Annotated in this window: 18 protein-coding genes; 12 read left to right on the top strand and 6 right to left on the bottom strand. The window is 37.2% G+C overall.

Going from position 1 to position 14,791, the window contains the following annotated elements:
* Position 1: 1 nt before the first annotated feature.
* The 3 genes from GJU41_RS07810 (at position 2) to GJU41_RS24625 (ending at position 2,156) form a co-directional block, all read left to right on the top strand.
* Complete coding sequence (locus GJU41_RS07810) at positions 2 to 541, top strand: helical membrane plugin domain-containing protein (RefSeq protein WP_154318234.1); 540 nt, start codon at positions 2 to 4, stop codon at positions 539 to 541.
* Positions 542 to 605: 64 nt separating this feature from the next.
* Positions 606 to 1,871: an L-lactate MFS transporter gene (locus GJU41_RS07805; protein ID WP_154318233.1), complete on the top strand. Its 1,266-nt coding sequence runs from the start codon at positions 606 to 608 to the stop codon at positions 1,869 to 1,871.
* Between the two features lie 141 nt (positions 1,872 to 2,012).
* Entirely contained in the window at positions 2,013 to 2,156 is a 144-nt protein-coding gene (locus GJU41_RS24625; RefSeq protein ID WP_170292738.1) for a hypothetical protein, read from the top strand.
* A gap of 50 nt (positions 2,157 to 2,206) precedes the next feature.
* On the opposite strand, the gene GJU41_RS07800 is transcribed toward GJU41_RS24625, so the two are convergent.
* Positions 2,207 to 2,758: a hypothetical protein gene (locus tag GJU41_RS07800; protein ID WP_154318232.1), complete on the bottom strand. Its 552-nt coding sequence runs from the start codon at positions 2,756 to 2,758 to the stop codon at positions 2,207 to 2,209.
* 561 nt (positions 2,759 to 3,319) lie between these two features.
* Between GJU41_RS07800 and GJU41_RS07795 the strand changes: the two genes are divergently transcribed.
* Positions 3,320 to 4,129: a CsxC family protein gene (locus GJU41_RS07795; protein WP_154318231.1), complete on the top strand. Its 810-nt coding sequence runs from the start codon at positions 3,320 to 3,322 to the stop codon at positions 4,127 to 4,129.
* 160 nt (positions 4,130 to 4,289) lie between these two features.
* Positions 4,290 to 5,315, top strand: coding sequence for a CsxC family protein (locus tag GJU41_RS07790; RefSeq protein ID WP_449806601.1), 1,026 nt, complete (start codon positions 4,290 to 4,292; stop codon positions 5,313 to 5,315).
* Between the two features lie 392 nt (positions 5,316 to 5,707).
* Here GJU41_RS07790 and GJU41_RS07785 read toward each other — a convergent pair whose 3' ends face one another.
* Positions 5,708 to 6,217, bottom strand: a complete 510-nt coding sequence (locus GJU41_RS07785) for a hypothetical protein (protein WP_154318229.1) — start codon at positions 6,215 to 6,217, stop codon at positions 5,708 to 5,710.
* Positions 6,218 to 6,641: 424 nt separating this feature from the next.
* Between GJU41_RS07785 and GJU41_RS07780 the strand changes: the two genes are divergently transcribed.
* The 3 genes from GJU41_RS07780 to GJU41_RS07770 are packed head-to-tail and all read left to right on the top strand — an operon-like array spanning position 6,642 to position 9,760.
* The gene (locus tag GJU41_RS07780) at positions 6,642 to 8,312 is read left to right on the top strand and encodes a DUF6044 family protein (protein ID WP_154318228.1); all 1,671 of its coding nucleotides are present in this window, start codon (positions 6,642 to 6,644) and stop codon (positions 8,310 to 8,312) included.
* Positions 8,313 to 8,334: 22 nt separating this feature from the next.
* Positions 8,335 to 9,342 carry a glycosyltransferase family 2 protein gene (locus tag GJU41_RS07775; RefSeq protein ID WP_154318227.1) on the top strand — a complete coding sequence of 336 codons (1,008 nt, stop codon included), beginning with the start codon at positions 8,335 to 8,337 and terminating at the stop codon, positions 9,340 to 9,342.
* Positions 9,326 to 9,760 (top strand): GtrA family protein, encoded by a 435-nt coding sequence (locus GJU41_RS07770; protein ID WP_154318226.1) that lies wholly within the window; start codon positions 9,326 to 9,328, stop codon positions 9,758 to 9,760. Before GJU41_RS07775 ends, GJU41_RS07770 begins: the two co-directional genes overlap by 17 nt.
* A gap of 240 nt (positions 9,761 to 10,000) precedes the next feature.
* On the opposite strand, the gene GJU41_RS07765 is transcribed toward GJU41_RS07770, so the two are convergent.
* A complete protein-coding gene (locus GJU41_RS07765; protein WP_154318225.1) occupies positions 10,001 to 10,213 on the bottom strand; it encodes a TerD family protein in 213 nt (70 codons plus the stop codon).
* A gap of 324 nt (positions 10,214 to 10,537) precedes the next feature.
* Between GJU41_RS07765 and GJU41_RS07760 the strand changes: the two genes are divergently transcribed.
* The 3 genes from GJU41_RS07760 (at position 10,538) to GJU41_RS07750 (ending at position 13,176) form a co-directional block, all read left to right on the top strand.
* Positions 10,538 to 10,906, top strand: coding sequence for a replication termination protein (locus GJU41_RS07760; protein WP_070877428.1), 369 nt, complete (start codon positions 10,538 to 10,540; stop codon positions 10,904 to 10,906).
* 113 nt (positions 10,907 to 11,019) lie between these two features.
* Complete coding sequence (locus GJU41_RS07755; RefSeq protein ID WP_154318224.1) at positions 11,020 to 11,631, top strand: hypothetical protein; 612 nt, start codon at positions 11,020 to 11,022, stop codon at positions 11,629 to 11,631.
* 477 nt (positions 11,632 to 12,108) lie between these two features.
* On the top strand, positions 12,109 to 13,176 hold the full coding sequence (locus tag GJU41_RS07750; RefSeq protein WP_070877426.1) for a PRK06851 family protein: 1,068 nt from the start codon (positions 12,109 to 12,111) through the stop codon (positions 13,174 to 13,176).
* A 33-nt stretch (positions 13,177 to 13,209) separates the two neighbouring features.
* On the opposite strand, the gene GJU41_RS07745 is transcribed toward GJU41_RS07750, so the two are convergent.
* The 3 genes from GJU41_RS07745 to sspL form a co-directional block, all read right to left on the bottom strand.
* The gene (locus GJU41_RS07745; protein WP_070877425.1) at positions 13,210 to 13,566 is read right to left on the bottom strand and encodes a hypothetical protein; all 357 of its coding nucleotides are present in this window, start codon (positions 13,564 to 13,566) and stop codon (positions 13,210 to 13,212) included.
* 68 nt (positions 13,567 to 13,634) lie between these two features.
* Positions 13,635 to 13,814, bottom strand: coding sequence for a hypothetical protein (locus GJU41_RS07740; RefSeq protein ID WP_070877424.1), 180 nt, complete (start codon positions 13,812 to 13,814; stop codon positions 13,635 to 13,637).
* 276 nt (positions 13,815 to 14,090) lie between these two features.
* Positions 14,091 to 14,234, bottom strand: a complete 144-nt coding sequence (gene sspL, locus GJU41_RS07735; RefSeq protein ID WP_070877423.1) for a small, acid-soluble spore protein L — start codon at positions 14,232 to 14,234, stop codon at positions 14,091 to 14,093.
* Positions 14,235 to 14,352: 118 nt separating this feature from the next.
* On the opposite strand from sspL, the gene GJU41_RS07730 reads away from it, so the two are divergent.
* Entirely contained in the window at positions 14,353 to 14,517 is a 165-nt protein-coding gene (locus tag GJU41_RS07730) for a hypothetical protein (protein WP_170292737.1), read from the top strand.
* Positions 14,518 to 14,791: the final 274 nt, after the last annotated feature.

Below are 14,791 nucleotides of genomic sequence, written 5' to 3'. Positions count from 1 at the left end.
CTTGGCAAAAGCAACTAAAACGATAACCCGTATAGAAAAAACAGAAGAAGATAAGCGCAAAGAAGATTTAAGAAAAGTGGAAGATGCCCTGATCAGCCATAAAGAAGCCATTATTGATACGCTTGAAATCTTACAGCACATGCAGGACAGAGGGGTTTTGCCTCTATTGAAGGGTTTATTCGGACAAGGAGACAAAGTGATGGACATTCTTGTAAAAACGGTGGACAAAAATGAAACGACCAACAGTTTGAAAAATTTGCTATTAATGACAGGGGTGCTTGGCATGATCAATGTCAAACAGCTGGAACCGTTTTTATTAAAAGTGAATGCGGGAGTTGCCAGAGTGGCTGAAAATAAAGATCCTGCAGAAAAAACGAGCTACTTTGACCTTGCGCGCTCGCTGAAAGATCCTGAAGTAAACCGGGCCGTCACGATGCTGATCAGTTTCTTGAAAGGAATGGGGCAGGAGACGGAGCACATTGAAAAAACCTCTCAAAGTAAAGAAGATCAAGTGCGTCATAAAAATGAAACTCTGGAATAAGACCATGAAGGCAGGCAAATCAGTTTCCTGCCTTCACTCTAATGCTTAGAAAAGAGGAGAAAAAATGACGAAAACAAAAAATCGCTGGCTGATTGCAGCTGCAGCAGTTGGCATTCACATTTCAATTGGGTCGGTTTACTCCTGGAGTGTTTTTACCAACCCCCTTAGAGATGAACATAATTGGGGATTAAGCGAAATCTCGCTTACATTCAGCATTGCGATTCTTTTTTTGGGATTATCTGCAGCATTTATGGGTCACTTTGTTGAAAGGTATGGACCTAGAGCTTCCGGCCTGCTCTCAACAGTATGTTTTGCAGCAGGGTTAATAGGAGCAGGTTATGCTGAGAGTATCGGATCTTTATATCTTTTGTATTTTTTTTACGGAGCTCTTGGAGGAATTGGGCTTGGCATTGGATATATTACTCCTGTATCCTCGTTAGTAAAATGGTTTCCTGATAGAAGAGGTCTTGCGACGGGACTTGCCATCATGGGCTTTGGGTTCGCATCATTAATTGCAAGCCCTGTTATAGCATCGCTCATAGCAAGTGTTGGAATAGATAAGACTTTTTATATCCTTGGGACCGTCTATTTTTTGATCATGATTTCTTCATCCCTTTATCTTGCCCCTCCGCCTGGAGGATGGATGCCTGCTAATATGAAAGAGAATCAGCAGCAGGCAGAAACGATAAAGAGTGATTTATCCCAGCTTACAGCAAACGAAGCCGTCAAAACGCTCCGGTTTTGGGCATTGTGGACCATGCTTTTTATTAATGTTACTTGCGGAATTGCGATTATATCCGTAGCATCCCCGATGGCTCAGGACATTGCGGGATTAAGCGCAGCTGCAGCCGCAGCGATGGTAGGAATCATGGGATTATTTAATGGATTTGGACGAATCGGCTGGGCATCTGTATCTGATTATATTGGCCGTCCAAATGTTTACACGGCATTCTTTGTTATTCAAACAGCTGCTTTTTTTATGCTTCCGAGTATCACAAACGCCATCCTCTTTCAGGCTCTCATCTTTTTAATTCTAACCTGTTACGGGGGAGGATTCGCTTCCATACCAGCATATATTGGCGATCTCTTCGGCACAAAACAGCTGGGTGCTATTCACGGATACATTTTGACTGCATGGGCAGCTGCGGGGCTTGCAGGACCGCTTCTTGTTTCTTGGATCAGAGAAACGACTGACAGCTACTCCTTGACCCTGTCTATCTTCGGTGGTGCTTTTACAGCAGCAATGGTTGTTTCAATTCTTATTAGGATAAATATTAAAAATGTAAGGCAAAGAAGTCAGCAATCGCCTTCAAATTCACTGACTCCGTAATAAATGATTAAAGGATGGACATTCTATTTAGTAATAGAATGTTTTTTTGAGAATAAATTGGTAAAAAAGAAATATTTATAAGGAAATATTACCTAAAAATTAGTATAATATACTTAATATGGTTGGGAGGTGAACATATAGATGGAGCAAAAGCCATTGCACTATGACGGGAGTGTTCAAGCGGAGGGTGATCATCAGCAGACATCATCTGAACCCTTGAAAATGACAGATGAAATTAGAAAAAATATAGGCAGCAATCCATATTTTATTGAAATAAATGAATAATCTATAGACGGCCTCTAATATAAAGAGGCTTTTTTATTTGACTGTTTTGCTTATCTTCTCCCTTTGGAACGAATTACAATAAAAGTTTCTTCATCCTCATCGTTCTCATATTTATAAGAATCGTGATAGTTTGGTTTTTCAGGAACTTTTTCCTTTATTATCTCTGCAGTGAGTCTTTTTTCCTTTTCCTGTATCACGGTTTTTTCCTGTTTTTCTTGTTTCTTTTCCTTTTTTTCTATTTCTTGTTTTTCCTTTTTATCTTCATTTGTTGCTTTAGCAGGCTCTTTTTTGTCTTCTTTCAGTTCTTTAGTTGAATCTTTTTTTTGTTTTTCCTCTTCCTTTAATTTTTTTTCTTTCTTGTTTTCCTTAAGAGGTTCTTTCACACACTTGACTACTTCATCATTTTCTTCTTTTAAAACTTCATTATCAATTACTTCAAACTCATTTAGTCTAAAGGGTTCGTTATGTGAATAGAGGCATTTCTCATCTTCATGTTCATCTGCATAGCAAGCTTGGTGCGAATGAAGCTGTTCTTCATCCTCTTCGTATTCTGTATCATAAAAAATAATTTCACACTGATCCTTCACTTCTTCAAGCAGCATTTCTACAATGACCTCTTTGTTCATAGCCAGTTTCAATGTATTGTTTAAATCCTTTTTTAAATTGAACAGAAATTCAGACGAAACAGCCTTTTTAATTTCTTTAATTGCAAGAAGCTCTTCATAGATCGCTTCAGATAAAGCATGATTTAAAGTTAAAACCGATTCAAGGAACCTATTAATGTCCCGGCATTTACAGTTGTCACAGGCTCCGGTGCAGCATTCTTTTCCAGTGTTATAAGAAGACACAATAATCCCCCTTCATGTAAGTTTCTCTGAAAATAGACTATGCATTGAAAATCTGAATGGATTAGATAATTGGAATTTGATGATGAAAATAGGTCCATTGCCCATGGTATGAGATGTGTATGAAATGGAAGGGAAAAAGGGCTTCGATTTTTTAATATTTCCTAAAAAGAGGCGAATGCTCTGAATAAAATGCCGTCTCAATAACGTCTCTTTTCACATTATCTATACAAGGACGAAGATAAAGCGAACAATTATTGACAAAATCTATATTTTACGCTTTTTCTTTGTCTAAAAAATATTAGGAGGAATAAATAGATGTCTGTAAATCCGTTCAGAAGAACAACATCTACAAATCATTGTGACGCAACAAACGTCAGACCAAATCCAATTCCAGCATCGCCGGATCCAATTATTAAAGTTCCGGTATTGTTGAATGAAGTATCAGTGCAAATACCAATGCATGCAGAAATTGATTTTCCAGCAGGGCAAAACGTTTTGGAAATCAAAACAATCAAAAAACGCACGTACGTGACACAATGCCGTCTTGTTAACCGTGCTCCTGGCTCTGGCGACACACTTGCTAATTACAGAGCAAAACTTTTCCTTAGCGGCTTTGTGCGCAAAAACATTCAATACGCTGCAAATCCAGTTGCAGATGCTGCTGGTGAAATCTTATCAACAATCAATTCATTAACTGTCGAAGTTCCATTCGACTGTGTAGCAGAAATTACAAATTTCAGAAATTTCCCTGTCGGACCATTCACTGATTCTCGCGAAGAGTTTGGTTATTTAATCTCTCAGCAGCTTCCAAATGACAGAAGCTTTGCTGCAAAAGACCGTTTAGAAGGCACAGATCTTTCTCAGTTCCATCAAATCAGTACAGAATTCTACAACGAATTGCCTTTCTGTGAACTGATCAGAGCTGATATCATTGAATTCGATGAGTCTCTAGACCGAGTTCCATTCCCTGCAGCTGGCGGAGTAGGAGAGGAAGAAATCGTAGGCGAGGGTACATTCACACGCCTTTCTGAAAAAATGGTATTAGATTTAACACTTAAACTATTGCAAAAACAACAAGTCAGAGTTGATTCTTTAGGGCCAGCACCAGGTGGACTCGAAGGCTAATCAGCAAACATCAGTAAATAATGGGTTTGGGCTGTCGGGTATTACCCGGCAGTCTTTTTTTGGTACATAAATAGTTACACATCATATTTTATTGTATTGAAATTACTAAGTGTGCACCCAAAAATAGACTTGTATCTATTTTTCGAGTCCAAACAGGCGAATGCCTTTTGCATATGATAAATTGCACAAAAACTTAAGGAGGAATCACTTAATGTCTGTTGAGCCATTTCCGAGAAGCACTTCCATGCAGCACTGTAAAGCAACGATTGTAGATCCATCAGCAACTCCATCAACTGGTATCATTATTAAAGTTCCAGTCTTGCTGCAGGAAGTCCGAATAGAAATTCCAGTACATGCTAAAATCACTTTTCCTAAAGGAGAAAAAGTTCTTGAAATTAAAGAAATTAAAAAAAGAGTTTTCTTAACCCAATGCCGCCTAATTAACCGAGAATATGCAACTTCCGGGCAGCTATTTTTGAGCGGGTTCGTGCGCAAGAATATTCAATATGCTTCAAATCCAAAAGAGGAATGCAAAGGATCTGTTTCATCTGTTATTAAATCACTGACAGTTGAAGTGCCTTTTGATTGTGTTGCTGAAATTGAACGTTTTCTTACTCCTCCAGTAGGACCTGTCAGTGATTCGAAAGAAGAGTTCGGTTTCTTTATTGCACAGCCGCTTGGAATCGGTTTTCCAGAAAAAGACCAATTATTATCCACTGACATCTCTCAATTCCATCAAATCAGTACAGAACATTTTAATGAACTGCCTTTTTGTGAACTTGTAAAGGCTGACATAATTGAATTTGACGAAGCACTGAACCGCAGCATAAAGAAAGAAGAGTGCAAGTGTGATGAGAGCTGCGACAAAAGAGAAATCATTTTAGAAATCCCGCTTGAAGAGTACATTGAACTGTGCAGTGAAGAAGATGGATGTGAATGTGAAGAATGTAAGAATAAGAATGAATTTAAGCATTCAAGCTCTTCTAAAAGAAATTCATTTAAAGAACTTTCTGACAAACTCAGCATGGAAATCATAGCATATGAAGAAGATTTTGAAAAAAAGCATGTTAAAAAAGATCATCGAAAAAAAGACGCAAAAATTGAAACCTTTACTGAATTGTCAGAGAAAATGATCCTGGATATAACACTTAAATTGCTTCAAAGGCAGCAAATTCGAATAGGGTAAATATCATACTATCAAAGCACCTATAATAGGGTGCTTTCATTTTTCACGTGGAAAATAAGCTATTTACATAGGATTCTAAGAAAATTGGATGAATGAATCACTTCATCTAACCATACGAAAAAAGAATTTCTTAATAAGATAGTATAAGGGATCAGTCACAGATTACATTATTCTTTCTTTGCAAGATTTGAATGAGATATCCGGGAGCTATGCACAGCGATAGTCATACGTTTGTCTGATAGATCAAGACGTCTTCTTGCAATGTTGGGTTTATTAACTAATGATGACTGTACCTCTAGTATGGATTAATGAAAGAGGTGAAAAATATGTGCCAGAAGCATGTTGAAATACGATTAATCTGCAAACGAGTTAAACATTCGGGCGAACAATGTTCATGTGACCATTGCAAAAAACACGATGATAAATGGATCTGTAAATGTGTCAAAGTTTGTGATGAGTGGAAGAAAGAAGAGAAGCACCATTGCGGGTGTGATCACTGGAAAAAAGAAGAGAAGCACCATTGCGGGTGTAATCACTGGAAAAAAGAAGAGAAGCACCATTGCGGATGTGATCACTGGAAAAAAGAAGAGAAGCACTATTGCGAGTGTGGTTACTGGAAAAAAGAAGAGAAGCACCATTGCGAGTGTGGTCACTGGAAAAAAGAAGAGAAGCACCATTGCATGTGTGATCACTGGAAGAAAGAAGAAAAGCATCATTGCATGAGTGACGATTGGAAAAAAGAAGAGCATCATTGCATGTGTGATAAGTGCAAGAAAAAAGAGAAACACCATTGTAAGTGTGATAAATGCAAGAAAAAAGAGAAGCATCATTGTAAGTGTGACAAATGCAAGAAAAAAGAGAAACACCATTGTAAGTGTGACAAATGCAAAAAGAATCATCACTAAAACCAATGTCCATTAAATCGCCCAGCTGCTTATTGCGAATGGGTGCAGCTTGTTTTGACCTTTAAAGTGCGATATTTTTTAAGACTTGTGTAAAAGCAAGTCTTTTTATTTTGCTCTTTTAGTAAATATTGTTGCTATTAGACTAAATGTTAAAAACCCTAAGTGGATTGTAGCGGAAGGAACTTGACTCCTGCGGGATATAGAGCAAAATGGGAGACCCCACAGGCAACGCCGAGGAGGCTCCCATGCTCCCCGCGGAAAGCAAGTTCCTGGAGCGGAAAGGAGCGGGCAACATTTATCATTAAAACCAACAATCTATACGAAAACAGCCTTTTATTTAGATACAAAAGTAGATGGAATATTTTATAGGAAGTTGTAAAAATTAAAGGAAACACACCTGCCTTAGCCCCGAGGTGAAAATATGGAACATAAAAGGCATTTTGATCACATTTTAATCTATTTATGTATACTGGCCATCGGTTTATATGTAGCACCGCTTTTTATCCTGAATGAAAATGCGCACATCCGCGTTCATGATAATCTGGATTCTAATCTTGCCTGGTATAAAGTGCTGACGGAAAATGGTTACCTTTTAAGCGGGCTGAATGAAACTTTGCCGCAAATTATAAACGGACTGCCCAGAAATGCTCTTGGTTCTGAATGGAATCTTCAAATCTGGCTGTACAATTGGTTCCCGACTATGACAGCTTATGCATTCTCTCAATCAATCACAAGAATTTTCGCCTTTTTAGGCATGTATCTTCTCTTGAAGGACCATTTCTTAACAGAAAGGCAATATTGGTTTATTACTGCAGGAACAGCCTTAACATTTGCCCTGACCCCTTTCTGGCCCCAGGGAATGCTCAGCACTCTGGGAATGCCACTTGCTTTATGGGCATTTTTAAATATCAGAAATGGAAATCGTTATTGGCTCAGCATGGCAGTCTTAACTTTGCTCCCTTTTTACTCAAGCTTTGTTTTAGGTTTTTTCTTTTTTTTAACTGCTATAGGCATTTTATGGCTCATGGATGTGATGAAAAAAAAGAAGTGGAATCTGCCTTTTTTGATCTCAATCGGATACATGATATTTGTCTATTGTATCGTTGAATATCGGTTAATCTATTCCTTTTTATTTTCTTCTGAACCAAATAGCCGTGATGAGTACTTTCATGCGAGGCTGCCATTATGGCGGGTCATAAGGCTTACATTTAAGAACTTTGTATTAGGCCATACACATGTCATGACCGTTCATGGCTTGATTATCCTGCCTGTCACTCTGTTTGCTTTATACATAATTATACGAAAAGGAAAATGGAAAACAGAAAAGCCTTTTGTTTTTTTATTCATTTTAAATTTCTGTTTATCAGCCTGGTATGCATTCTGGTTTTATAAGGGCTGGCTTCCTTTAACGGAACGTTTTCATTTCATGGATACCTTTAACTTTGCAAGATTCCACTTCTTGCGGCCGATCATTATTTATGTGGGTTTCGCTCTGGGATTAAAGATTTTATACAGTGAATTCCCCCAAAAGGGGGTAATCGGGGCGTGTATTTTAGCTCAAGTAATAGTGCTTGGCCTCTTTAATGATGAAATTATTTATCAAAAGAAACCATCTGTAAAAGAGTTTTATGCAGAGGAACAGTTTGCTGAAATTAAAGAACATATCGGCTTGCCAGTTGAAGATTATAGAGTTGCAAGCCTCGGACTGCATCCTGCCATCGCTCAATACAATGGATTTTATACTCTCGATACGTATAACAACTTTTACCCGCTCTCGTATAAATACCAATTTCGGAAAATCATCGAAAATGAACTCAGTAAAAATAAAAGACTGAGGATTTATTTTGATGAGTGGGGAGGAAGATGCTATCTCTTTAGCAGCGAGCTTGGGAAAAAGTATATGTTTACTAAAAATTCAACTAATCGAATTAAGGATCTTGATCTGAATACGGTACCATTTAAAAAAATGGGCGGTGAGTATATTTTTTCAAGCTTGCCGATTGAACAGCCGGAAAAGAACCATTTAATCTTAGATAAAGTATTTCATTCTGAGGAATCGGCGTGGAAAATTTATCTCTATAAGGCAAAATAAACAACACGGGAGACTCTACATTATGAATGCACCTACTTTAACTATTGTAGTTCCATGTTATAACGAAGAAGAAATTCTTCCTCATACGATTCATAATCTCAGTCAAGTTCTTGAAAATTTGGTAACAGAAAAAAAAGTATCATTAAAAAGCAGGGTCCTGTTCATTGATGACGGCAGCAAAGACTCTACCTGGTCAATTATTAATAAAGCATGCCTGCATATGGAAAGAGTGGCAGGATTAAAACTATCAAGAAATGCAGGGCATCAAAATGCATTGCTTGCTGGGATGTTCACTGCCCAGGAAGGATCTGACTGTATAATCACTATTGATGCGGATCTGCAGGATGACGTCACAGTCATTTATGAATTTATAGACACCTATCAAAAAGGCTTTGAAATCGTGTATGGAGTCAGAAAGAAAAGAGGAACGGATACTCTTTTTAAACGCAAATCGGCGGAATGGTTTTATAAAATAATGAAAAAGCTGGGAGTCGAGCTTATCTACAATCATGCAGATTATCGGCTGATGAGCAAACGGGCCGTACAAGAATTGAAAGGATTTGATGAGGCTAATTTGTTCTTGAGGGGCATTGTTCCGCTTATTGGATTTAGATCAGCCAAGGTCTATTATGACCGGAAAGAAAGGCTTGCAGGGCAAACCAAGTATCCATTAAGCAAAATGCTGTCATTTGCGTTTGATGGCATTACATCTTTTTCAGTGACACCGATTCGCTTTGTCTTATCAATGGGGTTGATCACTTTCCTTGTCAGCCTTCTGTTCAGCATTTATTGTCTGACGATGAAATATCTGGGCCGGACACAAACGGGGTGGACATCATTAATTGCCTCTATATGGTTAATAGGAGGATTGCAGATGATTGCCACAGGCTTAGTGGGGGAGTATATAGGAAAAGTATACAAAGAAACCAAAAGGCGTCCTAAATATATTGTCGATATTGACTTATTCAATCTTCCGATTCAAAAAAACAATATTCAGGAAGAAGACTTTCGTTATGAGCTCAGAAAGTAATTTAATTCGTTTTGATCCATTATTTATTAGATTCATTCTCGTTGGAATCATGAATACAGCTGCAGGCTTATCAGCAATCTTCCTTTTCCTTAATCTTTTTAACGCGGATTACTGGCTTTCAACTTTTTGGGGAAACATCATCGGTGCAGCTGTCAGCTATTATTTAAATCGTTCCTTCACATTTTCAAGTAAAACCAGCATCAAAAAAAGTCTTCCGCGGTTTATAGCAGTAGTTATTGTGTGTTATTTTGCAGCATTTTCCTTTGGAAAGGCGGCAGCTGAATTCTTGTATCTTATATTTCCACACTTTTTAATAATGACGGAGGATATGCTTGCGGTCATGCTTGGGACAAGTGTTTATACAGTATTAAATTTTTTGGGACAGAAATATCTAGTTTTCGGAATTAAATCTAATTAATTGAAACCTTAAGGATTTCTAATTAAACGATGTTCTAACTAAACAATATTTAATGTATAAAAAGTGTCCAGAGCTTTGGGTCACTTTTTTTGTTTATAGTTATTAAGATAATCAAGTTAAACTATGATTTAAATTATCATAGTTTAAAAAATTCTCCCCAGACGATATCTGAGAAGAACCTGTTTTTTCTTCCCTGAAAAAAGAAATAAAATGTCTAGAGACTTATATAAAATCAGAAATTCATTTAAGGGAGGAGGGACTGATCTGCTGAGCAGAAGTTTCTGCTTCAATCTTTACTGTGAAATCCTGGAATAATGCTACAAGACCTTCAAAATAACCTAATTCCACGCTATTAAACTTCCATTGACCAGAATGTTCATATAGTTTCCCGACAACTATTGCCGGTTCATCTGAAAATGTAATAGAAACAGGGAAGCGGTAATTTCTTGTCAAGCATAATCCTCAGAGAAAGTGCTATCAGAAACTTGACTTAAACAATGTTCTAAACAATAGCTTGCTTAAAAAGCATACCAATAAATTCAATAGATATAAGATTGAAAAGCTTTTTAATTCTAATAAAACCATGTTCTAAATAATCATTTGTAAATCTATTTTTGCTCAGACACTATTCCAAAATATCCTTTAATTAATATAACTCTATATGTTTACAAAGGGGCAAAAGACTCAATTTTCAATATAAAGCAGGAATTTTTCTAAAAACATTGAATTATTAGAACATAATGCTATCAAAATATCTTCAGGAGGGAGATGTTTCGAATGGGTGAGAAACGAAGTGCGAGCGGATTTTTATTAAAACAGAGAGCTTTTCTTAAGCTCTATATGATCCGAATGACGGAACAGGATAAGCTGTATGGGTTAAAGCTGCTTGATGTACTCCGTGATGAATTCAGAAGATATGGATACAGACCAAATCATTCAGAAGTATATAAATCGCTGCATGAATTGATAGAAGACGGAGTATTGAAGCAGGTTAAAAGAAAGAAAGAGGGCATGAAGCTGCAGGAGGTCGTTTATTACAAGTTCGAGGATTATGAGAAAGCAAAGCTGTATAAAAAACAGCTGAAGGCAGAGCTTGATAGGTGTCAAAAGCTGCTGGATAAAGCTCTGCAGGATAATTATTCATAAAAGGCCTATATGGATCGAATCTGAATACCAGGTTCGATCTTTTAATATGTTTGCAGCAGTTTCATGTTGGGTTATGATAGGAATAGATTTCCGCAAATACAGGAGGACTGAACATGCTGCAAAAAACAATTAAAGCATATATTGAAAATCAAATAAATCATCATCCGCAAAATCAATCTATTGGCCTTTACAAACAAGAGAAAGAATTTGCTGAGGCGCATGGCCTTGTTCCTGAACAAATTAAACTAGTGGAAGAGAAAGCACAGTCTCGATTCAAAGATGCTTATATGGAACGCGTTGATAAAGAAACAGAAGAATTGATTTCAGCTGAAAATCCATCTCAGTTTCTTCAGGAAAAAGTAAATTTCTTAAAATCGAATCAAAAAGAGTTTGTTTATTTAGAATCTGATTGGTTTAACATTATTAAAATTGACGGCTTAACGCTAGAACATGATGATGTTTTTGGCACGTACAAAGGACTGCTCGGTTTAAAACAGAAAAAGGCAGCCGGAAGCAGCATCCGAAAATGGTTTAATGAAAAAGCTAATGGAGAGACAACAAAATTCCAGCTGCTTTTCAATGATAAAGACGGTTTATGGGATGTGAATTTTGATTGTGATCTCATAGAGGGCTTTCATGGAGATTTAACCTTGAACAAAGCATTTGAAATGATCTATAGTTTTCTCTTTGAATTAGTAAAAGATTTAGAGAGCACTGTCCAATAAGTATTTTTTGAAGCCTGCAGAAATGCAGGTTTTTTATTTTAAGATTGGGGCGGGGTTGATGGTTCGACGAGGTGCTATGAATCCTCTTTTTTCGAATTTGATCTGCTTTGAGGAATCAAAAAGGGTCTATGTTTCCTCTTTTTCTGGATTTGATCTGTTTTGAGGAATCAAAAAGGGTCTATGTTTCCTCTTTTTCTGGATTTGATCTGTTTTGAGGAATCAAACAGGGACTATGTTTCCTCTTTTTTGGATTTGATCTGCTTTGAGAAATCATACAGGGTCTATGCTTCCTCTTTTTCCGGATTTGATCTGCTTTGAGGAATCAAACAGGGTCTATGTTTCCTCTTTTTCTAAATTTGCTCGTTATTGTGGAATCATACAACTTCTATGATTCACAAATTCATGAATTTAAAAATAGGCGTTCACCCTTACTCACTTTGAACATATGTTAGAAAAAAAGAGTGAGAGGATGATTAGATGAGCGGAAAAGCTCTTCATTATTTTGCCGGCGGGAATACAGCTAAAGGTTATTTCAGCCTGTATGGTTCTGCATTTAAGGATTTATCACGAGTGTTCATGCTTAAGGGCGGGTCAAGAGCCTATAAATCAGAATACATGAAATCGATTAGTGAATCATTCCTTGCAGCCGGACATTCTATTGAGTATTTACACTGTCCTTCTAATAATGAGTGGCTCGACGGGTTCATTATTCCAAGTGCCGGAACAGGAATCATAGATGATGCGGTGCCAGATATTCGCAGTCACATCCCGATAGAAAATCTTGAAGTGATTGTCATGAATAATGACATGAAACACCAATCTGCAAATTATGATGCAATCGGACAGCTCACAGCTGACATTTCTTCTAAATTAAAGCAAGCATACGAAACGTTCGCAGCTTCGCTGAAAGCACATGATGATATTGAAGATATATATATCGCAAATATGGATTTTACTAAAGCGAATCAGTTATCAACTGATCTTATAAACCTTTTCTATGGAGAAGAGAAGGCCGGCAAACCTTCTGATGTAAAACACCGCTTCCTTGGCGCAGCTACACCTGATGGAGCAGTAGACTTTATTCAAAACTTAACAGAAGATATCGAAAAGCGTTATTTTATTAAAGGCAGAGCAGGTTCAGGCAAATCGACAATGCTGAAGAAAATTGCAGCCGCTGGTGAAGAAAGAGGGTTTGATGTTGAAGTCTATCATTGCGGATTTGATCCAAACAGCCTCGACATGGTCATACTGCGGGAACTAGGCATTGCGATTTTTGACAGTACGGCACCTCATGAATATGAGCCTGAGCGTCATGCAGATGAAATAATTGATATGTATGAAAATTGCATAACGCAAGGAACTGATGAAAGATTTGCACCAGAAATTCAAAGAACAACTAAAGCTTATAAAGATAAAATGAAAGAAGCGATTTCTTATTTGGCAGAAGCAAAAGAGATGATGGATCAGCTGGAAGAATTAAAAGGAGATATGCCATCTTCATATTCAGTTGATTTATACAAAATAATCACAGATGAAATAAAATAGGAATATGGAGAGCTAATGATTTTAGCTCTCTAGTTATGTCAGTTTAAAAAAACGGATTGGTTTATCCACACTAGATTGATCCAGGTAAGACCTGTAAGCTACTACCTTATGGTCTAAAGTACGTACATCAAGCTGTAAAATCTTAGACCCCCTGGTTTCCAGCTTGTAATGGACATCACCTTGGTCCAATGTATAAAACGAAAAGGTCAGACCTAAAAGATGCTTGGTCCTTTTTACAGATTGCGGATGGAACCGGATGTAAGCTGCTAATTGTTCAATGGTAGCAGTTTGGGTTCCTGTTAGTGAATCGATTCGCTGTTTGACAAAAGCAGCGGCTTGAATTAGATTCATTTTCGTTCTATTTAGCATGTTAGAAAAATGAATATCCATATGGCTTCTCCTTTCATTTTTGTGATCAGGAGAACCCATCACAGTTCGTTCTCCCGATCAGCTGAATTTTACTGATTTTGATCCGGCTGTGCAGAAAATTGGTTATTTGCCCCTTGGCTGCTCATTCCCGTTAATTGCGGCATCATATTCTGAAGCTGTCCTCCGCGGCCTGTCATCAAACTGTATGCAGCTGCGCCAATGCCGATAGAAGCAATGATGGGAAGGATTTGGATATTATTTTTATTCATTTTCAATCACCCGTTTCATAATTACTTTTTTTAATGCAGTTATAGGTTCTGTCTTTTTCTAAAATCTAAAGCTAACAAATCCTTCCTGAGTGATTATTTCTTTAAAGCGGCAAAATAGTAAATAGCCTCTCTTTTTACAAGAGAGGCTTTATTGCATACTATTCATAAATTGTTTTAGTTGTCAGGTAAGCAACAATATATCGTTCAGGAGCTGAGCCAATCCTATAACAATTAATAGCTAAGGAAAGAGAAAGAGGCAGCATTGCCTCCCGTTTTCTAAATTTTCGTATTGGATTTTTTAGCTCTATTCTCAAGCTCGCTTTTAGGTTCAGATGAAAACTCAGTATCTTTTCCATGGCCCTGAGGATTCACGCTGGGTGCTGCTTTACCGCGGTTTGATCCTGTAAATTTACTGCTCATTCCATTCACCTCCACACATAATATGCCCTAAATAAAGGATTTAAAAAGCAGATTGTGGTGACCCTCGGAAAAACGTTCTTAAAAACGAATCATATATTAATTCAAATATAGGAGGACTATGATGAAAACGGTCATTTCAAATAAAGAATTAGCATTTTTAGTCGACATAGCGACAAAATCTGATGTATCAAAAGAAGACTTCAAGGTGTTCGTTCAATCAAAAAAACTTGAAAGAGAAATAAAGGTCTACGTAAATGATAAATTTATGTCCTTACTTAAATAGTCGGCTGTTTTTTCTGTGGATGAACAAATGAATTAAATCTCTTGTAAATTCAATTCATTTATTTTTTTGCATTAAAAAAATGAGAACCCTTACATTTTTCTGCATTGGTATCTTAATTTCGTTCACACCGAAATAAGGTGCCTGAAAAGTTTATCCCCGTTCTGAAGATTAGTTCTAAAAAAACGATTCATGGCATTCATGCTGCCAAAGAACTCTCCATTAATTCTCAATTTCCTTCTATTTTTCTGTTAACCAACACTTCGCTTAATTTTAA

Origin of the sequence: Metabacillus idriensis, assembly GCF_009674765.1 — a bacterium.
GTDB lineage: Bacteria > Bacillota > Bacilli > Bacillales > Bacillaceae > Bacillus_P > Bacillus_P idriensis.
This window is presented reverse-complemented; position numbering and strand designations above follow the sequence as displayed.

What these genes read in the sequence shown, in the direction of transcription:
- sspL (WP_070877423.1), bottom strand. Translation starts at nt 14,234, where the DNA reads ATGAGCAGTAAATTTACAGGATCAAACCGCGGTAAAGCAGCACCCAGC.
- GJU41_RS07745 (WP_070877425.1), bottom strand. Translation starts at nt 13,566, where the DNA reads ATGGATATTCATTTTTCTAACATGCTAAATAGAACGAAAATGAATCTA.
- GJU41_RS07740 (WP_070877424.1), bottom strand. Translation starts at nt 13,814, where the DNA reads ATGAATAAAAATAATATCCAAATCCTTCCCATCATTGCTTCTATCGGC.
- GJU41_RS07795 (WP_154318231.1), top strand. Translation starts at nt 3,320, where the DNA reads ATGTCTGTAAATCCGTTCAGAAGAACAACATCTACAAATCATTGTGAC.
- GJU41_RS07780 (WP_154318228.1), top strand. Translation starts at nt 6,642, where the DNA reads ATGGAACATAAAAGGCATTTTGATCACATTTTAATCTATTTATGTATA.
- GJU41_RS07770 (WP_154318226.1), top strand. Translation starts at nt 9,326, where the DNA reads ATGAGCTCAGAAAGTAATTTAATTCGTTTTGATCCATTATTTATTAGA.
- GJU41_RS07750 (WP_070877426.1), top strand. Translation starts at nt 12,109, where the DNA reads ATGAGCGGAAAAGCTCTTCATTATTTTGCCGGCGGGAATACAGCTAAA.
- GJU41_RS07800 (WP_154318232.1), bottom strand. Translation starts at nt 2,758, where the DNA reads ATGCTGCTTGAAGAAGTGAAGGATCAGTGTGAAATTATTTTTTATGAT.
- GJU41_RS07775 (WP_154318227.1), top strand. Translation starts at nt 8,335, where the DNA reads ATGAATGCACCTACTTTAACTATTGTAGTTCCATGTTATAACGAAGAA.
- GJU41_RS07755 (WP_154318224.1), top strand. Translation starts at nt 11,020, where the DNA reads ATGCTGCAAAAAACAATTAAAGCATATATTGAAAATCAAATAAATCAT.
- GJU41_RS24625 (WP_170292738.1), top strand. Translation starts at nt 2,013, where the DNA reads ATGGAGCAAAAGCCATTGCACTATGACGGGAGTGTTCAAGCGGAGGGT.
- GJU41_RS07805 (WP_154318233.1), top strand. Translation starts at nt 606, where the DNA reads ATGACGAAAACAAAAAATCGCTGGCTGATTGCAGCTGCAGCAGTTGGC.
- GJU41_RS07730 (WP_170292737.1), top strand. Translation starts at nt 14,353, where the DNA reads ATGATGAAAACGGTCATTTCAAATAAAGAATTAGCATTTTTAGTCGAC.
- GJU41_RS07760 (WP_070877428.1), top strand. Translation starts at nt 10,538, where the DNA reads ATGGGTGAGAAACGAAGTGCGAGCGGATTTTTATTAAAACAGAGAGCT.
- GJU41_RS07790 (WP_449806601.1), top strand. Translation starts at nt 4,290, where the DNA reads ATGCCTTTTGCATATGATAAATTGCACAAAAACTTAAGGAGGAATCAC.